Source organism: Gilvimarinus sp. F26214L (assembly GCF_054401055.1).
On the sequence record NZ_JBTIYG010000039.1, the window covers coordinates 1 to 854 of the forward strand.

Consider the following 854-nt stretch of genomic DNA (forward strand, 5'->3'; position numbering starts at 1 on the left):
TCATTCGCGCCCCGGTAGCTAGCCAGAGTCGCAGGACAGATACAAGGTTGGGTTAGGCCGCAGGCCGTAACCCAACAGACTCGGCCGAACGGATGTTGGGTTACGCTACGCTAACCCAACCTACGGGTTCCGTGGCATCGTCCTCCATCCGCCGCGCCTGGATGTAGGTTGGGTTAGGCCGCAGGCCGTAACCCAACACACGGACCAGCTTCGGCAGCCGCACGCTCAACACAGGATGTGCTTATGAAGCGTCTTTGTTTTCTCTCCCCCGATATACCCACCGCCGAGCGGCTGGTGGACATGCTGGAAAGCAACGGCATCCCGGAGGCGCACATCTATACGGTCGCGCGCTCCGATATCGACACCAGTAGCTTGCCCGATGCCGGGCCGGAGGCTGATGACTTTCTGGCATCGTATCAACGCGGAGTCTTCTTTGGCGGCTCCACCGGCCTGGCAGCCGGGTTGTTGGTGCGGCTCCTCGCGCCGGCCGGCATCCTTAGCGGTGGCGCCGTGCTGGTGGTGAGCTTGCTGGGCGCGGGCCTCGGCGGTCTGCTGACGAGCCTTGCAGGCAGTGCCTTTTCCAGTTCGCGGCTCAAGAAATTCCAGCACTCCATCGAGGAAGGCAGCATACTCGTGCTGGCTGACGTGCCCGAACAGGACTTTCGGCACTGGGAGCACCGCGTTCGCGAGGTGGAGCCCCGCATTCAGGTCATGGGCGCCGAGCCGCGCGCGCGCTTGATCCCCTAACGCGCAAATCCCTGCCCCTTCCTCGCGTCTGCGTGTAGATACCATCTGCCCTAACTTCCCGCAACGGGCTATGTTGCCCAATGCGGGTCGTATGCCGTTTGGTGTTT

Annotated in this window: 1 protein-coding gene; it reads left to right on the forward strand. The window is 62.6% G+C overall.

What is annotated here, in order from left to right; genetic code table 11:
- Window positions 1-243: 243 nt before the first annotated feature.
- Complete coding sequence (locus ACURWW_RS17225) at window positions 244-747, forward strand: DUF1269 domain-containing protein (protein WP_445618384.1); 504 nt, start codon at window positions 244-246, stop codon at window positions 745-747.
- The last annotated feature ends 107 nt before the right edge of the window (window positions 748-854 follow it).